This is a genomic window from Paenibacillus sp. GCM10012306 (assembly GCF_042649265.1).
Taxonomy (GTDB): Bacteria; Bacillota; Bacilli; order Paenibacillales; family Paenibacillaceae; genus Paenibacillus_AQ.
This window is the reverse complement of sequence record NZ_JBHRYW010000005.1, coordinates 27884-45946: the sequence shown is the minus strand read 5'-3', so window position 1 is coordinate 45946 and position 18063 is coordinate 27884. Positions and strand designations below refer to the sequence as shown.

13 protein-coding genes, 2 tRNA genes and 1 pseudogene are annotated in these 18063 nt (G+C 43.7%); 2 read left to right on the top strand and 14 right to left on the bottom strand.

The window, feature by feature from the left end; all coding sequences use genetic code 11:
* Positions 1-62 precede the first annotated feature (62 nt).
* The 12 genes and pseudogenes from ACFORK_RS12950 to ACFORK_RS12895 form a co-directional block, all read right to left on the bottom strand.
* A complete protein-coding gene (locus tag ACFORK_RS12950; RefSeq protein WP_379199439.1) occupies positions 63-794 on the bottom strand; it encodes a hypothetical protein in 732 nt (243 codons plus the stop codon).
* 584 nt (positions 795-1378) lie between these two features.
* Positions 1379-2548 (bottom strand): iron-containing alcohol dehydrogenase, encoded by a 1170-nt coding sequence (locus ACFORK_RS12945; RefSeq protein ID WP_379199437.1) that lies wholly within the window; start codon positions 2546-2548, stop codon positions 1379-1381.
* Positions 2549-2561: 13 nt separating this feature from the next.
* Positions 2562-3119, bottom strand: a complete 558-nt coding sequence (locus ACFORK_RS12940; RefSeq protein WP_379199435.1) for a carboxymuconolactone decarboxylase family protein — start codon at positions 3117-3119, stop codon at positions 2562-2564.
* A 132-nt stretch (positions 3120-3251) separates the two neighbouring features.
* A pseudogene (locus ACFORK_RS12935) lies at positions 3252-4165 on the bottom strand (LysR family transcriptional regulator).
* A gap of 190 nt (positions 4166-4355) precedes the next feature.
* A tRNA-Lys gene (locus tag ACFORK_RS12930) sits at positions 4356-4428 on the bottom strand.
* Between the two features lie 12 nt (positions 4429-4440).
* Positions 4441-4516: transfer RNA gene (locus tag ACFORK_RS12925), tRNA-Ala, on the bottom strand.
* Positions 4517-4708: 192 nt separating this feature from the next.
* Entirely contained in the window at positions 4709-5623 is a 915-nt protein-coding gene (locus ACFORK_RS12920; RefSeq protein ID WP_379199433.1) for a sensor histidine kinase, read from the bottom strand.
* 15 nt (positions 5624-5638) lie between these two features.
* Positions 5639-6436, bottom strand: a complete 798-nt coding sequence (locus ACFORK_RS12915; protein ID WP_379199431.1) for an ABC transporter permease — start codon at positions 6434-6436, stop codon at positions 5639-5641.
* Entirely contained in the window at positions 6429-7352 is a 924-nt protein-coding gene (locus ACFORK_RS12910) for an ABC transporter ATP-binding protein (protein WP_379199979.1), read from the bottom strand. The genes ACFORK_RS12915 and ACFORK_RS12910 overlap by 8 nt, the downstream gene beginning before the upstream one ends.
* Before the next feature lie 92 nt (positions 7353-7444).
* Positions 7445-8125: a response regulator transcription factor gene (locus ACFORK_RS12905; RefSeq protein ID WP_379199429.1), complete on the bottom strand. Its 681-nt coding sequence runs from the start codon at positions 8123-8125 to the stop codon at positions 7445-7447.
* The gene (locus ACFORK_RS12900; protein ID WP_379199427.1) at positions 8103-9836 is read right to left on the bottom strand and encodes an ABC transporter ATP-binding protein; all 1734 of its coding nucleotides are present in this window, start codon (positions 9834-9836) and stop codon (positions 8103-8105) included. The genes ACFORK_RS12905 and ACFORK_RS12900 overlap by 23 nt, the downstream gene beginning before the upstream one ends.
* A 2-nt stretch (positions 9837-9838) precedes the next feature.
* On the bottom strand, positions 9839-11608 hold the full coding sequence (locus ACFORK_RS12895) for an ABC transporter ATP-binding protein (RefSeq protein ID WP_379199425.1): 1770 nt from the start codon (positions 11606-11608) through the stop codon (positions 9839-9841).
* A gap of 222 nt (positions 11609-11830) precedes the next feature.
* Here ACFORK_RS12895 and ACFORK_RS12890 point away from each other — a divergent pair, with 222 nt between their 5' ends.
* Entirely contained in the window at positions 11831-12766 is a 936-nt protein-coding gene (locus ACFORK_RS12890) for an EamA family transporter (RefSeq protein ID WP_379199423.1), read from the top strand.
* Positions 12767-12915: 149 nt separating this feature from the next.
* Here ACFORK_RS12890 and ACFORK_RS12885 read toward each other — a convergent pair whose 3' ends face one another.
* Positions 12916-13755, bottom strand: a complete 840-nt coding sequence (locus tag ACFORK_RS12885) for an oxidoreductase (RefSeq protein WP_379199421.1) — start codon at positions 13753-13755, stop codon at positions 12916-12918.
* Between the two features lie 197 nt (positions 13756-13952).
* Here ACFORK_RS12885 and ACFORK_RS12880 point away from each other — a divergent pair, with 197 nt between their 5' ends.
* On the top strand, positions 13953-14408 hold the full coding sequence (locus ACFORK_RS12880) for a MerR family transcriptional regulator (RefSeq protein ID WP_379199419.1): 456 nt from the start codon (positions 13953-13955) through the stop codon (positions 14406-14408).
* Positions 14409-14575: 167 nt separating this feature from the next.
* Here ACFORK_RS12880 and ACFORK_RS12875 read toward each other — a convergent pair.
* The coding region (locus ACFORK_RS12875; RefSeq protein ID WP_379199417.1) for an immunoglobulin-like domain-containing protein at positions 14576-18063 on the bottom strand (3488 nt) is incomplete at its 5' end.

Genomic DNA, 18063 nt, shown 5'->3' with positions numbered 1-18063 from the left:
ATCATATTGCTAAGTCTTAATGAATATAAGCCGCAACGAATCTACTGTGCTCGTTAAAAATATTATTTTTTAACCGCAGCTTTCAGAATTTCGATTTTCTGTTCTCTTTTTATATCCGATGACGTTGAAATATAGTAACCGAACTTACCCCCATCTTGCCAATAAACATATTTCGGAAAAACTTTCGCCGGTAACTTATCATCAAAATAACCTTTATTTTTACTATCCCTTGCGTCTACGGTATATTTATTAAAGGCCAACGTGTCATCCCCGTTCGTGTACTCCAGACGGATATCTTCCGCCTCATTCCAATTCATCTTTTTCATGTAAATAGGCTTTCCGCTCTTCTTACCTTCTGCTCTCAAATCATCAACGAACTTTCCTCCAATTGGCCCTCCAACTCTCGCTTTGGAGAACGTATAGCCCTTGGGTAAATTGGAAGGCTCCTGCAAGATAGAACCCTTCAAGGTCTTCGCTTTTTTCACATAGTCTTCATATGTGGTATATTCCTGCGTCAGCCCCCAATAGCTAATTTCGAGTCCGCTATTCAGCGCTTTGTACTTATGATACAGGACATATGTATCACCTGTCTTCATCACCAGTTCTTTCACTCTTTTGATTTCTTGTTCAATGAACTTTTTTTCCTCTGCTGTTGGAGCTTTTTCTGTTATTTTTTGGGCAGCTGTTTTTTGGGTCGACTTGGAGGAGGCCCCCTCCACCGTGAGGTTCATAGAAGAACTCAATAATACAATACTACTCAGGGTTGCGATTGCTACTTTTGATGCTACTTTCATTTGGAATACTCCTTACATATTATAATTATTTTAGACTACAGCTGTAGTTGCAATTCAATACTACAGCTGTAGTCCAATTGTGTCAACCCAGTTCTTTAATAAGCATACGGCTCCCACGCCCGAGTAGAATATATATTTCCGTAGGTTCATGGCGCTTATCCCTGCGTGTATGAGGCATTTGTCAGAGACTAAAACGAAGAAGAACAAAGCAGATATTTTTTGTCAACTACAGGAATGGATCTCTAAGTTTACCCAGCTATATCAAGGGTTTATTTAGAGATTTGAGCTGCGAAAGTTGAGTTAATAACTCTCTATAAGTGTATATTCATACCCTCTCTCCCAGGACACATCAGGATACTTCACATGAGCATGATTATGAAACATCATAAGTAGAAGTGAATATCTTCTGTGTAAACTCAGCCAAGTAGTTCCCCTTTAAAACAGCAAAAAAACGGCATCTCTGCCGTTTCTTCTGTGATGGACTCTCAGGGACTCGAACCCCTCCCTGTACGCTTTTTCAGAATACAAACATAGAATGCTACAGAAATACGTAAGCCTCCTTTTTCGACTAACCTTTCACGGATTCAGGCCATAGCCATGCTGAGAATTTCTAAGATTTTTGCCCGATCAAGCTCAATGTAATGGCCCACTGTCTGTGTGTCATTTTTCGTGGCACGATTCGCCATCTCTTCAAAATGATCGGTTCCAATCCCAAACTCAGCAAGGGTCGTCTTCAAATTCAGCATTTTGAAAAAACATCTAAATTCTTCAGAAAGCTTTAGCGCCATCTGCTTTTCAGAATAACTATGATAGTCCATACCATATAACCGATTGGCTAGCTGTGCCAATTTTTTGGGCTTCTGGTTAGCCGCGAACTTTGTCCATGCAACCAAAACAACAGCCATGCCTTCCCCGTGAGTAACATCATACTGAGCGCTAAGCTCATGCTCGATTCTATGCGAACCCCAATCCGATATTCTTCCGGTATCCAGTAAATTGTTATGCGCAATGGAAGCTAGCCACTGGATTTCTGCTCTGGCATTATAATCAGAGGGATTGTCTATTAATCGTTCGCCGTTGATAAGTAGTGCTTTCATAGCCCCTTCAAGCATAAAATCAGTAACATCTGTATGCTCGACATCAGAAAAATACCGTTCCAAAAGATGCGATAATATATCTGCAATTCCGCAAGAAGTTTGATAAGCAGGTAGAGCTAGCGTAAATTCCGGATTCATAATTGCAAATTGCGGAATAATTAAATCGTGCTCGAAGCCTAATTTGTATAATCCATTTGATATAATGGTACAATTTGAGGTTTCAGAACCACTTGCTGGTAGCGTCGTAATGACGCCAATGGGCAGAGCTTCCGTTAGTTCAGTTGCTTTGGAGAAAAAATCCCATACATCATTTTCGTAAGGGACTCCTATCGCTACAGCTTTTGCCGTGTCAATGGCACTTCCTCCGCCTGCAGCTAGCACAAAATCTACTTTATTTTGTTTACCCTGTTCAATGAGAGAATAAACCAGTTCAATTTTGGGATTGGGTACAACTTGACCATTTTCATAGAATGTAATCCCTAAATTTGCACAAATATTTTTTACAGTGTCAAATATGCCAAGCGTTTTAACGAAATCCCCGCTGTAGACCAGTAATAGTGATGTTGTACCTTGCTGCCGCAATAGCTCTTCAAGATGATGTTCCGATCCTTGACCGAAAAAAATTTTAGCGGGATTATAATAAGTAAAACTCTTCATAATATCACCCGTCTTATTCGCTAGTTTGAGTTCTCCATGTTGCTGGTTTAAAGTCGCCTTGAAGGGGAAGCAGGCTTTGATCGATATCAATTTTCAAAATAGAATTAAAATTGTTGGTAGCAATCATTTGCCCGGCAAATCCGACAATAGCTACAATTTCGTTATCTGTATAATGCTCCTTTAACTCGGCAAATAATTGTTCGGATACATTGGTTGGATCTTTAACAATCTGTTGCCCTAGCTCAGACAAAAGCTGCTCCTTCTCGTCAAGCACAAGGTTAGCCGGATCGATGCCCAGTGTCCTCAGATCACGGACAAAAAATAAAGAACACAGCATGCAATTGTTGGTAGTGGAGATGGAATGAGCGTAGATTGTTGCAGCTTTTTTTCCTACAATTTCACCAAGTCTGGTCCATGACGTATACCAACCCATATACGCATCATAAGTAGCGTAGTCTTGGAGCAAAATTTTCTTCATGTTTGTCAGGCTATTGTTCTTCTCATGTTTCTCATAAGCCTCTTTGCCCTCACCAGTGGTATTTTCATATTTTACTGATTCTACTATGGTCATAGGAGGTTCCCCTTTCCTGTTTGAGACGCCCTTTATAATCTCCATCATAGCCTGACATTCAGCTATATAAAAACACGAAATAACTATGGTTAGACATAGTTTTAGGCTATATCAACATTTAATGAAGGCATTTCAAAAATGGTTTAAATTGTTGGCAATGCGGCGTAACGCAGATAAATAGATTTCTCCTAATCTGGAGGGGATATAATCTTTATGAGTAATAGTCCCTACTTGAATGATTTCATCCACTTCTAGCGGTACAGCTGTAATATCATCTCCATGTAGAAGAGAAGGGAATACCCCTGTAGCTATGATATACGCATTAACCCCAATGAGCAGATTGTTCACCGCAGCGCGATCAGTTACTTTTATACTTTTTTTATGCTCAAGAGTGCTCAATATTTCTTCAGAAAAATAGAAGGAGTTTTGGTCACCTTGTTCAAAGCTCAGGCAAGGGAATTCCTCCAAATCATTTAGAGATACGGAGCTTTTGAGAGCCAAGGGATTTTGCTTGCTAATAAAGATATGAGGGCGTACGGAAAAAAGCTCCGAAAAAACAAGATTACTTTTTTTAAAAACTTGCGAATAATGGACTCATTAAATGTGCTTAAATAGATAACACCCAATTCGCTTTTCAGATTTTTTACATCTTCAATGATTTCAAAGGTTTTCGTTTCACGTAAAGTAAAATCATATTCATCAGCACCATATTCCTTAATCAGATCTACGAATGCATTAACTGTAAACGTGTAGTGCTGCGTAGAAACTGAGAACCGCTGTTTAGAGGGAGTAGAGACCAGATACTTTTCTTCTACCAGTTCTGTTTGTTGAATGATTTGCCGTGCATGTCCTAAAAACTCTGCGCCCGCATTGGTAACAATGATCCCTCTATTCGTTCTTACAAAAATATTTATTCTTAGTTCTTCCTCCAATTCCTTTATGGCTGCGGAAAGACTAGGCTGCGAAATAAACAAACTTTTAGCTGCATCGGTAATTGAACCCTTGTTCGCCACTTCTATCACATACTTCAATTGGGTCAGTGTCAACCTCGTCTCCCTCCTCATCTTTTAGTTTGCTTGATCATATTAAATCATATTATGTACACCAGCGCGGAATCCTCTATTCATTCTGAAACTAAATATAAAAAAGGTACCGCAGGGTACCTTCTTAAAGTAAGATCTATTGTACTTGTATGAATGTACGAAAAAAACGGCATCTCTGCCGTTTCTTCTGTGATGGACTCTCAGGGACTCGAACCCTGGACCAATTGATTAAGAGTCAACTGCTCTACCAACTGAGCTAAGAGTCCATATGATGTTCTTGGTGGAGCCTAGGGGGATCGAACCCCTGACCTCATCGCTGCCAGCGATGCGCTCTCCCAGCTGAGCTAAGGCCCCACGTTATATCTTTTTGCCGGCTGTATTAATACTACCTGCTGTGCTCCAGCAATCCGTAGCCCCGAAGGACTTGTCTTTTTTCAGGAAGATCATTTCCTTCAGTCGACTTTAATATCATATAAAAAATAAGCTCACCTGTCAACACTTTTTTGCAGGAAATTTTGAAGCATTTATTTTAGCTGCAAATCCTCATCAGTCTACACTCCCACTTCCATGATAAGCCGGAAGTTCGACAACAATCTCAAGGTAGCTTTTCTCAAGAGATGCCGACACGCTTCCGTTCATCCGCTCCACCAAAAGTTTCACGATAGCAAGACCTAACCCTGTTCCCCTACTTCTGGCGTGATCACCCGTATAGAACCGGTCGAACAACCGCGTAACATCAAGAACAGCGCCATTGTCCACGGGATTACCGAATGAGAGAATGATCTTGTCTTCCTGATGTTTCAAGCGAATATGCATCTGGCCAGATGCATATTCACAGCCGTTGCGGATCAAATTATTCACGATTCTGGCGAGCATCTCCCTGTCAGCAAAGGCAAATCTTGGCGGAGTCTCCTCAATTTGAACGGACAGCCCCCTCTCCTCCAGCAAGGGCACCGCTGCCGCTACACCCTCTGCGATCAGGTTCCCCACGTTCACCTTTTCCCTTCGACATTCCGGTTCTGCGTTCAACAAATATGTATATTCGAAAAAAAGCTCGATCAGCCGACCCAATACCTCAGTATGCTTCCGGGCAATACGAAGCTTCTCCTGCTGGTCAGAAGGTAAATCACCATTCGCCATCAGCTGTTGATAGCCTTTAACCGCGGTTAGTGGTGTTCGCAAATCATGGGAAATGTTCGCTATAAGCTCCTTGAAGTTCTTTTCCTCACGAATGGCTTGAAGACGGAGGTTCTCCTCCGCCTTTAAGCATTGATTAATATGAATGGCCAGAGAATTAAGCTCCTTACTCAAGAGGTCCAGACTTACCGGTTGCCGTGTATGCTCGGCCAGCCGTTTACCCAGTTGGCGATTGATGCTGCGCAGCTGCCAGTGAATAAAAACAATATACGCACCCAGCAGCAGAACCAGTACAATTAATACCCCCAATGCAATCGCCAACATCTTCACAGCCTTTCCTTACTTGATTTCAGATTTTCTAAATGCCGTAAAGGTGACGGTCAGCATGATTGCAATAAAAATTATGCTGATACCGATCGTTTGCGCCATATCGCTTGCGGTTGTCTCCAGCGTCATAAGAGCATGTTTGCTTCCGTAAGGGGTAAGCGAGAAGATACGGCTCAGCACCGACGAGCTCTCACTTCCACCGACTAGTTGTGCACACAGAACCGAGAAACCATAGTAGATAGCAACCACGAACACAGGCTTTTTCAGAAAAAAAGCAAGCGGTACACATAGGCTTAGCTGAGCTATATAGACAATAATCAAAGTCAGCATAATCCCCGCCATCTTCCCGATTTCTGGAATCCCGAACACGGTGCCGCTTTCCGCCGTCAGTAAGTGCAGGAAGCCTATTCCCACTGAACCGACATCGAATGTATACCCTGTACCAAGCCCAACCGCCGTAACAATTGCATACGGCAACAAGAGCATCATTAAAGCAACAGCGAGCGCAGCAGCTTTGCTGACGATGATAGTGTATCTGCGGGAGCCGCTAGAAATTGCGTTATGAATCGTTTTGTTCTCAAAATCGCCGCATATGATCATACCCGCGATCACCGCTCCAAGAATACAGATCACGTTCATGTCGGAGAACATGAATTCAATGCCTGTCATACGGGTGTCAATCTTACCAAGCGGAATCAGATAGGCCATCACCGTTGAAATGAGCGCACTTGCCGTTGTCAGACCCATTAATACTTTGACCGCCTGTGATTTCATCAACTTGAAAAGATCAGCCCGGATCAGATTAAGCATCCCGTTCACCCCCTAAACAAGAGATGAAGTAGTTCTCAAGCGTTTCGCCTTCAACATTAAACTTGGTGACAATAATCCCATTGTCATGAATGGCCTTGGCGACCAACTCCAACTGATCTAAATAATCATAAAGTTTGACCGTGCGATCCGGCATAACCTTATAGTTCAAGGTGCCAAGCTCCGTCTCTAATACACTTGCCAGCTTCTCTGGCTGATCACAGCGAATTAGAATATGATGGCTGCACCGTTCATCAAGCTGCTCCTGAGTGAGCGTCTGCTTAATCTCTCCCTTGTGAATAATGATATAGTTGGTCGCGGTCTGATACAGCTCAGGCAAGTTATGACTGGAGATAAGAATAGCCATCTGCCGCTCTTCACAGAGCTGCCTTAGCAAATTACGAATTTCGATAACGCCGAGCGGGTCCAGCCCGTTGATCGGTTCGTCCAGAATGAGTAATTCCGGGCTACCCAAGAGAGCGATAGCAATGCCAAGCCGCTGCTTCATGCCAAGCGAGAAATCTCTTGCTTTCTTCCTCCCCGTGTCTGCCAGGCCAACCAACGCCAGCAGCTCATCCTCAATCTCCATGTTAGGGACACCTCGCATCATCCGATGCAGCTTCAGGTTCTGTTTTGCAGTCATATACGGTACAAATCCCGGGTGCTCAATCATGCAGCCCAGCCGTTTCCGCTCCTCTTGAAGCGCGTTCTCTCCGCTATGACCAAATAGCTCAATACTGCCTTCTGTCGGAAAAGATAATCCGGCCAGCAGACGCATCAGGGTCGTTTTGCCAGCGCCGTTTTGGCCGATCAAGCCATAGATATGTCCCCCTTTTAAGCGGATGGAAACTTGGCGTAGCGCCGTATAATCACCGTAGTTTTTACTCAGATGATGGGTCTGTACAACGTATGAGTTCATTTTACTCACCTGCCCTTTCTGCCCCCCAGTATAACGATGACAAGTTTAGAAAAGGTTAAGGCTGACATTGAAGAAGTAAAGAAACCGATAAGTTATCCGTGATGCAGCCTATAGCCCAGTCCCCAAACCGTTTCTATGTACTCCTCTTCCGGGTTCACTTTTTTCAGCTTACTTCTCAGATTGCTGATATGCGTCTTCACCGCATTGTCATCCCCGAGGTATTCGTCCTGCCAGACCGATTCGTACAAATTCGCTTTGGTGAACACTTTACCCCCATGCTTGAGCAGCATCTCAAGAATCATATACTCTTTGGCGGTTAGCTCAATCTCTGTACCACCCGCCGTCACGCGTTTAGCACTCTCATCCAATAGCAAATCCTTGTGGCGCAGCATCCTGCTTCCCGGTTGATCCCGCCTTGAACGGCGCAAATTGGACTCCACCCGTGCCACCACTTCCCCTAAGTCAAATGGTTTCGTAATATAATCGTCCGCACCCAGCTTCAGGAGATCGATTTTTGTACCGACGAGATCCTTCGCGGAAATGATAATGACAGGGACATCGGAGAACTGGCGCATCTCTTTCAGAATTTCATCCCCGCTTTTGTAGGGAAGCATAATATCGAGCAGCACCAGATCATATGAACCATTGTGAATTTCCCGCAATCCATCCGCCCCTGTATAAGCAGACTGAACGCGGTATCCTGCAGCACTAAGCGACTCCGCCAGCATGTGATTGACATCTTCCTGGTCTTCAATAATGAGGATTGTATTCATTAAGAACCTCTCGTTTCTGAAACTTCTTATATAGTCCCTGATTACGCATTAATTCGGCATGGGTTCCTTCTTCTTCAATCCTGCCTTCATTCATGACAATAATTCGATCAGCTAGCGAAACTAGACTTAGACGATGAGTGATGATAATAGCTGATCTATCTTTCAAGTAAGATTTCAGAGAGGCCACTACTTGCTGCTCTGTAGCGTTATCCAAGGCAGACGTCGGCTCATCCATGATGAACAATTCACACTCTTTATGTAAAAAAGCTCTGGCTAAAGCAACTCGCTGCCTTTGTCCACCCGAAAAATCACTTCCTTGCTCACTGATCACCGTATTATATTTATCAGGTAATTGTTCTATGAATTCTTCAAGCCCAGCTTGTCGGGCTGCGTAGTGTATATCATGATCAGCTGCTTGATCATTAGCTAACTTGATATTTTCTTTTACCGTCCCAGAGAATAGATATGGCGATTGATTCACATAAACCGATTGACCATGGAGCGACACCGTTCCTAGCGTGGGTTCATATAGACCACAGCATAATTTTGCAAAGGTAGATTTGCCCGAGCCACTCGGTCCAATGACGACTACAGTCTCTCCCTTTTTCAAATCAAAGTTAATCTGATTCAGAATAGCCCTGTCACTAGATTCAGGCTGCAAAGATACATCTCTAAGGGACAACACTACATTGGTACAAGAATCCTCCGACTCTTTCTTCTCATTGCGTTTAGGTCTTATTGCTGCTGTATTATTAGTCTTTCCTACAAATTCATATATTCGCTGAAACGCTCCGATCCCCTCTTGCACGCGGCTATACTGATCTGACATACCAATGACCGGCCAGACTACAAGCTCAAATAGCACACTAAACGTAATAATCGTCCCAGGAGTTAGGGCATTTCTCGAAGAGGCAATCGCGATAAACACTAATGCCACAATGTAAATGAGTTGGAATCCACTCTCCGTAAAGGTACTACTCATCGTGTTCGTCATTGCAAGTTTGGTTTGTGCCTCGTTGAGATCTTTCCTTCGCTGCATAAATGGATTAAGGTATACTCCGCTCGCATTAAAAACTTTAGCAACGGTATATCCCTGGATATATTCTTGTGTTGTCTCTCTGAGCGCCCGTTCCTTCTCTTGCACATCGCCTGCCTCGGTACGAATTCTCTTGTCAAACATGCGGCCGATCCAGAACAAAAGAGGTGCACTTATTGCTCCAATCAAGGCTAATACAACATCAATTCGGATGAGGTAAACAAACGATAAAATAATTAGAATAAGTACGGTTACAAATTCAATGAAGGCATCAATAATTTGTGAACTATGCTCCACATCGTCCTTCACCCGGGTGACCAGATCTCCGGAATGATATTTTTTCAATTTCTGATAAGGCATATGGTTTATAACTTCAAACAATCTAAGCGTTATATCTCTATGTACATAACCGAGTAGCTTAACGATGAAATGCCGATGGAGCGCTAATAAGATAATCCCTGCAAACAGCAAACAAATCACAAGTTTAATAACATAGAACAATCTCTCTATCGTACCCTGGTCTGCGGTATCAATGAACAGACCCTGGATTTTAGCTACTCCTAATTCAAAGGCAATATCTACCCCGATCAACAATGGGAGGAAGATAAGAATTATCCAGTAGCGCTTTACATAGTGAAAAAGAAGGGACAAGACCGCCCTGGTATTGATCTGCATCTTCAACTGATGTTACTCTCCCTCTTCATATTCTCTTCTTGCAGAAAACTGAAATACTCCCCTTGCTTCCTTACTAAATCTGCGTGTGTCCCTACCTCTGTCACTCTTCCACCCTCCACAACAATAATCGTATCGGCATGCTGAATCGTGTCCAGCTTGTGGGCAATAACGATCGTCGTCCGATCTTTAGCAAGAGCTTGCAATGATTGTCGAAACTTTCTTTCATTTTCAACATCCAACGCTGAAGTAGGCTCATCAAGCAAAAGAATCTGGGGATTGCGTAAATAAACTCTGGCTAGAGAAAGACGCTGTACTTCCCCGCCTGACAACTGAACACCACGTTCCCCAATGGCCGTGTCATACCCCTGCGGAAGCGCACTGATATAATGATGGATATGCGCTAATTTGGCAGCCTTCACTACTTCGTCCATAGGCACATTTTCTAATCCGAAGCAAATATTCTCCTTAATAGAACCAGAGAATACAATGGCCTGTTGTGAAACATATCCAATACGGGATCTCCACTCCGCCAGCGGGATCTCATGTATAGAGACATCGTTGTACAGAATTTCTCCTTTTTCAGGAGTATAGAGTCTTAGCAATAATTTCAGGATCGTAGATTTACCCGAACCGCTGGGTCCTACAATCGCTGCCATCTGTCCGCTTTTTATCGAAAAACTTATATCATAGATAGATTTTCTACCGTTGTTATACGCATAATTCACTTGTTTAAGTGTAATATCATGCCGGCCGGGATGGAATACTAGATTCGAATTCTTATTTAGATCATCCTCTTCATTTCGCAAATCTAACAGACTGAATACTCTCTGCGCCTGGGATATCGCTTGAATCATGTCTGTCCATAATCTTGATATCGATAGAAGCGGGTTCGTTAATTGTCCGCTTGTTACAATAAAGGTAGCCAGTGCGCCAACCATCAATTCGCCCTTTAAGACCTGATAGCCCCCGAATCCAAGTGTAAAAATCATTCCGCCAAACGTGGCCATCCTATTCAAAGCGTCAAAGCTTCTTTCCAGAATAGAAATGCGTAGCGATCTTGCCAGCACTTGAAGAAGTCTTCCTTTTAAAACACCTTGAAAGTGTTGCTGCAGCTTATAGGTTCGTACCTCTTCAGCGCCTTGAATCGCTTCTTGAAGGATCGAATCTCGATCCGCCACCTCTTTCCCACGCTTGTCATACTGTACACGTAGAACTCGAGAGATCGGATAAGTAATTGCGGGATAGGCCAGTGTAAAACCAACCAGTCCGAGCGTCAAAGGCAAGCTGAGCCAGCTAAAATACGCCATGGCCATCATAATCTGCAGCAAGTTTGTGATAAACGCCAACAGTTTGTCATTGACCCCAGTTTGCGCATCCGTTACACCGTTCAACAACCGCCCCGCAATGTCGCTGCTATGATAGTTTTCTACATCCTCTACCTTTTTCCGATGAAGTTGGCCCAGTACATGTTTTTGCATATTAGTTATTGAAGCGTTTTTGATTTTCACTGTGACTTGAGTCTGCGTGATATTGATGACGGTCTGCAGAATGATCGTTATTCCAGCAAGTGCAGTTCCATAATACACAAGATGGAGAGATTTCGACGTCGCTCCCGCCACAATATTTCGTATCGCCTCCAGATAGCCCAGATTTACTAAGGTTCCGCAAAGAATAATGATAAATAATAGAATGTATCGCAGCGTTTCTGATTTTGAGAATCTTAGCAATCTTGCAAATGTTCTTCTTGTTGAATAAGCAGTCTCTTGGTCCATGATTAGCTCCTATGTATTGGAATCTTTTCGAATATTTCCAGCCCGCTAACCATGATACATGAACACCTCCCAAGGTAACAAACAATATAACCGTTTTTTATCCTCATCTTTTTTAGCAAAAGAAAAAACCTTGATATACAATGCTTGACTTAGACTATACTCTCAAGCTTAAAGTTCTTCTTGCACCCGCTGCAAATCTACTTTAGAAAAGGTGAATACGATATGAAATACATGGCAGCCGTAATGACGGGCTCAGCATGTTTTGGATTACTTTCTACAATCGCAGTATTGGCTTACGGCAGAGGCTTCCATCTTGGAGAAGTCGTGGGCTCACAGTTTTTTTGGGGATTTATCCTATCCCTTGTCTTTTACTTGGTGAAAAATTTAAGAACGAGCCGCCACAAGCAGAAAGCAGCATTTAGCCAAACGGACGTCTCGAAATTAAGCTGGAAGCAAAAGCTGACGCTTGTCAGCGCTGGTCTTCCACTCGCTGGAGCTGGATTGGTTTACTTTAAATCTCTAACCTATGTACCTGCTTCTGTTGCCATTATTTTATTATTTCAATTTATTTGGATTGGCGCCCTTATCCAGTCCATTAAAGACAGACGTCTTCCGGACCGGATGACCGTTATCGTCATCGTAATTTTGCTGATAGGAACTATGCTCGCCGCCGGTCTTTTGGATGATGGATTTAGAAGCTGGAGCCCGCTTGGCATCCTGTATGGTCTTAGTGCTGCATTGCTGTATTCGTTGTTTATCCTGCTAAGCGGATCTGCCGTACCTAAGGCACCCGCAGCAACTCGAGCAGTATGGATGCTGGCTGGAGGCATGATGCTAATCTTCATCTTGTACCCTCCTGCATTTTTGTTCAACGGGAAGATTTTCGGAGAGCTATTGATCTATGGGGTCGCCCTAGGATTTTTGGGTTCATTTATTCCGCCACTTTTGTTCGCTTATGGTGTTCCCCACGTAGGAGAAGGGATGGCCAGTATACTGGGCGCTACCGAACTTCCAGTCGCTGTGCTTTCATCTTTTTTCATCCTGCATGAGCCGATTAGCCCGCTGCGCTGGGTAGGTGTTCTGATCGTACTAATATCTATCGCCCTGCCGGAAATCATACGACGGTTCACGCACAAGCGAAGTTTCTCTAGGGCCTAAACGACTTCTGGATAAAATGAAAATATACAGAAAACTTGATGATAGGAGGCCACGTTGGTCTCCTATTATTCTAAGTCAAATGGATATCTATCAAAAAAACACCTCCGCCACCCGCTTTCAGCGCGGTGGCGGAGGTGTTCGATATCTAGTTACATTCCGTCTTGGAAATCAGCATTCAAGGCGACTTCCTTTTGTTTTTCGAAATTTTTTAGTGTCTCTGTATATTTGTTCACCGCGAAATGGTAAGCATCTGCTCCAAGCAGCAACCGAAGCGGTGGCTCTTGAGACTCCGCAATGCTGATAATGGCTTCTGCAGCTTTCTTTGGATCTCCAGGTTCTTTGCCTTGGGATTCTCCATTTACAAATGGAGAGATGAGCTCCTCATACTCCTTAATCGATGATTCTGTTCTCGCGGCTGAACGCCCGGACCAATCCGTGCGGAAATTGCTTGGTTCGATCAGCGTTACATGAATATTAAATGGAGCAACTTCTTTGGACAGGCTCTCTGATATGCCTTCAACAGCGTACTTCGTAGCGTTGTAGTATCCCACACCAGGGTATGATACTAGACCTCCAATGGACGATATATTGATAATATGTCCGGAACGCTGGTCTCTCATATAAGGCAATACAGCACTTGTCATGTTCATGAGACCCCAGAAATTGATTTCGAACATCTTCCGGGTCTCTTCTTGGACAGCTTCCTCAATAGAGCTAAAATAACCGACGCCAGCATTATTGACCAGCACATCAATCCGGCCAAATTTCTCCATCGTAGCTCTTACAGCATTTTCAACTTGTTCAGGCTTAGTAACATCAAGTTCTACGGCCAGAATGTTATCTGTATTCCCGCTGACAAGATCAGCAATGGAATGGAGATTTCTCGCAGTAACAACAACCTTATAACCGGCCTCAATCGTTGCTTTGGCAAGTTCTCTGCCGAATCCAGTGGAACATCCAGTGATGATCCAGACGCTATTTTTACTCATTTTATTCTCCCCTTAAGTCTAAAATTTGATTACAATCAAACTGTAAACTTGAGAGTAAAGTCTAAGTCAAGCTTCATGCATCATAAAAAATCAGGAGTGCTTACATCTCAACCTCAAGCTATGCATAGCTTTTTGACTTAGAGTATAGTCTAAGCCGTATAATCATTTACTACGTTTTTAAAAAGGTGGTTTATTCATTGGGATATACAGTTAGTGAAGTTGCCGAGATGAGCGGAATATCTGCACATACATTACGCTATTATGACAAGCAGGGATTATTGCCTTTTGTAGATCGGAATAAGGTAGGGAATCGAGATTTTAAAGATAGTGATTTTGAATGGCTAGGAGTCATCACCTGCCTGAAAAAAAGCGGGATGCCCGTGAAAAAGATCAGGCAGTATATTGAATGGTCCATGGAAGGAGACGCTACCTTAAATGAGCGGCTGGAAGTATTCGAAAACCACAAAAAGGTGGTTATTGAGAAAATAGCTGAAATGCAAAATTATCTGGAGAAAATCGATTTTAAAATTTGGTTTTACCAAACAGCGATTGAATCTGGAACAGCAGCGATACACACCCAAAATAACTGTGTATTTACTGAAGGGATGGACTTACCAACGGTTCCGAATCTTCATTCACCAGAACTGCAGTAACTTACACGTTGCTACTAACCACTAAAAAGCCTGAATCAACGTGCTACCTCATCTTCTTAGCACTAACATAAAATCAGGGCAGCATGGCTGCCCTGATTTTATGAAAACTGCCCCCTCGGTCGTCTAGTTACGAGACCTTGGGGGCAGCTTCATTTTTTTGCCGGATGCTAGATTAAGTTAGATTTTTGCAGTAGCTTCGCTATAATCTTGGCAACTTCCGCTCTTGTAATTGCATCCTTCGGTGCAATGGTAGTATCGCTCTTACCTGTAACGATGCCTGCTTTCACACAAGCGGCGATACTCTCCTTCGCCCATGCGGAGGATTGGGATGAATCTTTAAATGCGGCAAGCAGCGTATCTGCTTCACCTTCTTTAAATTCCACTTTCAAGCCGGTAATTTTCATAGCTCTAGCAATCATAGTCATAGCCTGTTCACGAGTGATTGGATCCATCGGCCCAAATTTACCGCCATTGTATCCATCAATAATGCCAAATTCAAGCGCAGTCTGGATCGACTCAGCATACCAAGCCGTATCTTTCACATCGCTGAACGGATTACCTTTGGAATCCCCATGCTTCAAGCCTAAGGCCCTTACTACAATAGCTGCAAATTCTGCACGAGTGATGTCTCTAGTCGGTGTGAAATGTTCTTTGTCCGTACCAAATACCACAAGCCTCGAAGCCAGATCATTCACCTCTGCTTTGGACCAATGACTCTCCACATCCTTGAATTTCAGCGGGTGGTTCACAAGTGTAAAGATACCATTGTACAGGCTTTGGACTTTGGCATAAGGTACCCCGTTAATCGTCTCGACGATGGTTGGGATATGCGCTATTTGTCCGTCTTTACGAATATATACACCTGTAGTTACGTTCTCTGGATTGATACTGCTGGAAAGCTTGATAAGTCTTGCTACATAACGGTTAAATCCGTCAACGTTCACTACTTTTCCGTTGTAGCTTCCAGTAACTTCAAAATCCACAGGAGTTATGAGCATATCAGCTTGGCCGTTCTTAACTTGTTCTTTAATTTTTGCAGCAGTCGCAGCTTCTGTAGTAGAAATGGAAATTTTGAACTTCACATTGTTCAGATCTGACGGATTGCTGAGTGAATCCAGCAGCCCCTTGAGATCGATTGCAGTCACTGGAAAAATATACGTTGCATTTTCCGTTTCAAAACGGAGTACGTTAGACTTCTCAGCCATCAATTTTAGAAGTTGGCCATTGATCTCAACTTCAACGTTATTTACTGCAGTAACTGGAGGCACAGTCAAAATACTCTCTGTTTTCTCCGTTTGAAGCTTTTGAATGATAGCCTCATTATCTACAACGATTGTAATAGCATCCTTATTGGCAGCCCCGCGGACCTCAAGTTTGGCTGTATCCTTTTGGATGACATTATTGATGTACAGATCGATCAGGCCATTTACAGCTTTAATATCACCCTTCTTAACAATCAACAGCATGAATTTCACGATTCTGTTATTGCTGTCCACCTCATAAACACCGATGTATTTATTTACATCTGCGTCAGCTCCCTTAATATCACTTCCTGCAACGTAAGGGTCTAGCACGCCTGCTCCTGTAGGAGCCGCATCTCCGATTCTAGGGGCAGAAATCGTGCTGGAGGACACTTTAACAACCAAATGATTTCCTTTGCCAATATTATCAGCGACTACACTAGTAGTACCCGTTGTGTTGCCCGGTTTAAGGGACGGAGAAGGTACAAAGTCAGTTGATTTTATAGTATCGCCACCACCTGAGCCACCATTCGGACTGCTGTTCGAAGGCTCATTTGAAGTGAAATTGACGAACTGGAAACGACTGAATCGATTAATTTGAATTTCTAGCCCAACCGGTTGATTATTCTCATACTGGACCACACCTGATAGAAGCTCTGTAGTTCCATCCGTATGCTCGACAAATACTCTCAAAGAATCTAGGAATGCCTGTTTATTCTGCTCTGGTATAGTGATTCCATAAAACGGAATGACAACCTTGGTGGCAAAGCCTGAGAAATTCGTTTCGATCTTCCGTGGAATACTCAGAACTTGAATCGTCTTTCCTTCGGCGCTTTGTTTCACCAAAATGTTGCTTGCTGCCACATTCTTGGCTTCATTTTGTTCCTGGGCATCTTTAACCGGAACGAGTCTGAAGTATAAGTCTGTTCCTTTATCTGCCGAATCCTTCAATGCCGCAGCGCTCAACTTGATACTGCCTTCATCCGTCTTAATCTCCAGCAATGCATTTCTGTCTGCCATAGCAGCTACAGCGCCTGAAGGGATTTCGATGGCGAATTCATCGGCCTTATCTACCGGAGCATGCTTCAATTGCACAGCAACTGTACGTTTGCTCTCGTCTTTTTCATTTGGATTGATAGCATCCGCTAGGGTCTCTACTTTCGACGGGTCGATAATAACCGTGTCGATTTTGGAGCCATTATTCAGGGTAGTCCTTAGAATCATGAATTCGTCACGGCTGGAAGTATCGCTTGGGTTGACGCTCGCTTCGGCCTGTCTTCCAGTCGGCTGTCTCGTCTGATCCGCTTCTTTACCGACCGTTTTATTTTTCACAACCATAAGGAACGTCTTAGTAATGGAAGCATTCCCTTTTCTAATTACGGCCGTTAAAAGCACATTCTTATCGCTGCTCTGCGGACGATTGACCGCCCCATAAGCTTTACCGTTCTGAAGAGAGATGTCGATCGTACCAGAGTCTAACGATGCCCAGGTAATATTGGTGCCGTAAAGTCCTTGGCCCAGCAGGGTAAACTGACTGGTAACGGATTCCCATGTATCTCCTTCTGTGAACGCAAATGCTTTCTCTGCACTCAAATCTTTGGCTGCCGCACGAACTGCATCTTCATCCGACATCTGAATGACTTTAACGACAAAGGTCTTCGTGGTTTGCGCTCCAGTGAGGTCATCCGTAATCGTTGCCGTCAGGGTAACGTATACGTCCGAATCGTAAGCTCCAGAGCGGTTAACACGTCCGTTCGGGCTGATCAAATCCGGATGACTGGATGTCCATGTAACCGTTGTATGACCGGACTCGCCTTTGGCAGGCAGGTACAGCGTTTTGGTCACATGCTCTGCATGATCGCCATCTTGATACACGATGCTCAAGTGATCCTTATCGTTGTTCAGATCTCCCGACCCTGACTTCACATCTTTGTCTGTAATCACAACTAGGCTGAACTTCACCACTTTGCCCGCTTCGTCTACTTCATAGATACCAACATAACGGTTAACTCGCGCATCCACTCCTGGGATATCGCTACCCGCCGTATATGGATCGATGATTCCAGTTCCTGTTGGTCCGGCATCGCCTGTATTCGGCGTTTCAATCATAGTCGAGGACACTTTTACCACTAGATGATTCCCGGTTCCTGGCGTTACATTCGGAATGCCCGTGGTCCCTGTTTCAGTACCAGGACGTGGCGCTGGCTTGGGATCTAATTCTGGCACAGTTGCTCCATTATTAATATCTTTGGACTCCAACACGATCAGGCTAAACTTCACGACTTTGCCTTCGCTGTCTACTTCATAGATACCAACGTAACGGTTAACTCGCGCATCCACTCCTGGGATATCGCTACCCGCCGTATATGGATCGATGATTCCAGTTCCTGTTGGTCCGGCATCGCCTGTATTCG

Coding starts and splice junctions, on each gene's coding strand:
- ACFORK_RS12895 (WP_379199425.1), bottom strand. CDS start 11,608: ATGGACCAAGAGACTGCTTATTCAACAAGAAGAACATTTGCAAGATTG.
- ACFORK_RS12920 (WP_379199433.1), bottom strand. CDS start 5,623: ATGTTGGCGATTGCATTGGGGGTATTAATTGTACTGGTTCTGCTGCTG.
- ACFORK_RS12890 (WP_379199423.1), top strand. CDS start 11,831: ATGAAATACATGGCAGCCGTAATGACGGGCTCAGCATGTTTTGGATTA.
- ACFORK_RS12950 (WP_379199439.1), bottom strand. CDS start 794: ATGAAAGTAGCATCAAAAGTAGCAATCGCAACCCTGAGTAGTATTGTA.
- ACFORK_RS12910 (WP_379199979.1), bottom strand. CDS start 7,352: ATGAACTCATACGTTGTACAGACCCATCATCTGAGTAAAAACTACGGT.
- ACFORK_RS12915 (WP_379199431.1), bottom strand. CDS start 6,436: ATGCTTAATCTGATCCGGGCTGATCTTTTCAAGTTGATGAAATCACAG.
- ACFORK_RS12885 (WP_379199421.1), bottom strand. CDS start 13,755: ATGAGTAAAAATAGCGTCTGGATCATCACTGGATGTTCCACTGGATTC.
- ACFORK_RS12940 (WP_379199435.1), bottom strand. CDS start 3,119: ATGACCATAGTAGAATCAGTAAAATATGAAAATACCACTGGTGAGGGC.
- ACFORK_RS12945 (WP_379199437.1), bottom strand. CDS start 2,548: ATGAAGAGTTTTACTTATTATAATCCCGCTAAAATTTTTTTCGGTCAA.
- ACFORK_RS12905 (WP_379199429.1), bottom strand. CDS start 8,125: ATGAATACAATCCTCATTATTGAAGACCAGGAAGATGTCAATCACATG.
- ACFORK_RS12900 (WP_379199427.1), bottom strand. CDS start 9,836: ATGCAGATCAATACCAGGGCGGTCTTGTCCCTTCTTTTTCACTATGTA.